The organism is Geobacillus sp. B4113_201601, from assembly GCF_001587475.1.
Taxonomy (GTDB): domain Bacteria; phylum Bacillota; class Bacilli; order Bacillales; family Anoxybacillaceae; genus Geobacillus; species Geobacillus icigianus.
The window spans coordinates 1-543 of sequence record NZ_LQYX01000065.1 but is presented as its reverse complement, the minus strand read 5'-3'; the positions used below and the strand labels follow the sequence as shown (position 1 = coordinate 543).

At 56.4% G+C, this 543-nt stretch carries 2 tRNA genes; both read right to left on the bottom strand.

Annotated features, from left to right (window positions below):
* Positions 1-114 precede the first annotated feature (114 nt).
* Positions 115-190, bottom strand: a tRNA-Ala gene (locus B4113_RS08150).
* Positions 191-200: 10 nt separating this feature from the next.
* A tRNA-Ile gene (locus tag B4113_RS08145) sits at positions 201-274 on the bottom strand.
* Positions 275-543 lie beyond the last annotated feature (269 nt).

Sequence of the window (543 nt, the reverse complement as noted above, 5' to 3'; positions counted from 1 at the left end):
TCATCGGCTCCTAGTGCCAAGGCATCCACCGTGCGCCCTTTCTAGCTTAACCTACAGCGTCTCGGCTTCTTCCTTTGCGTTTCCGGTTATCTAGTTTTCAAGGAACGATGGAAATGGTGGAGCCTATCGGGATCGAACCGATGACCTCCTGCGTGCAAAGCAGGCGCTCTCCCAGCTGAGCTAAGGCCCCTTCATCGAGATGGGCCTAAGTGGACTTGAACCACCGACCTCACGCTTATCAGGCGTGCGCTCTGACCAGCTGAGCTATAGGCCCATAACCAATATCGTTGTGTCGAGGAATCATGCTCCCTCAAAACTAAACAAAACCACAAGCGCCTCTGTGTGAACGATCCATCGTTGTCTTGCTTCCGCTTTTCGTATTGGCTAGCTCCGGCCGCCATCGACTCGCGACGCTTCGGTCCTGCGGCGGCAGCAATAGCCTCCTCGCAGGCCCTCCAGCGCGTTTTGCCGATAGGCGGGCGACCTTCGCTTTTCCCCTTAGAAAGGAGGTGATCCAGCCGCACCTTCCGGTACGGCTACCTT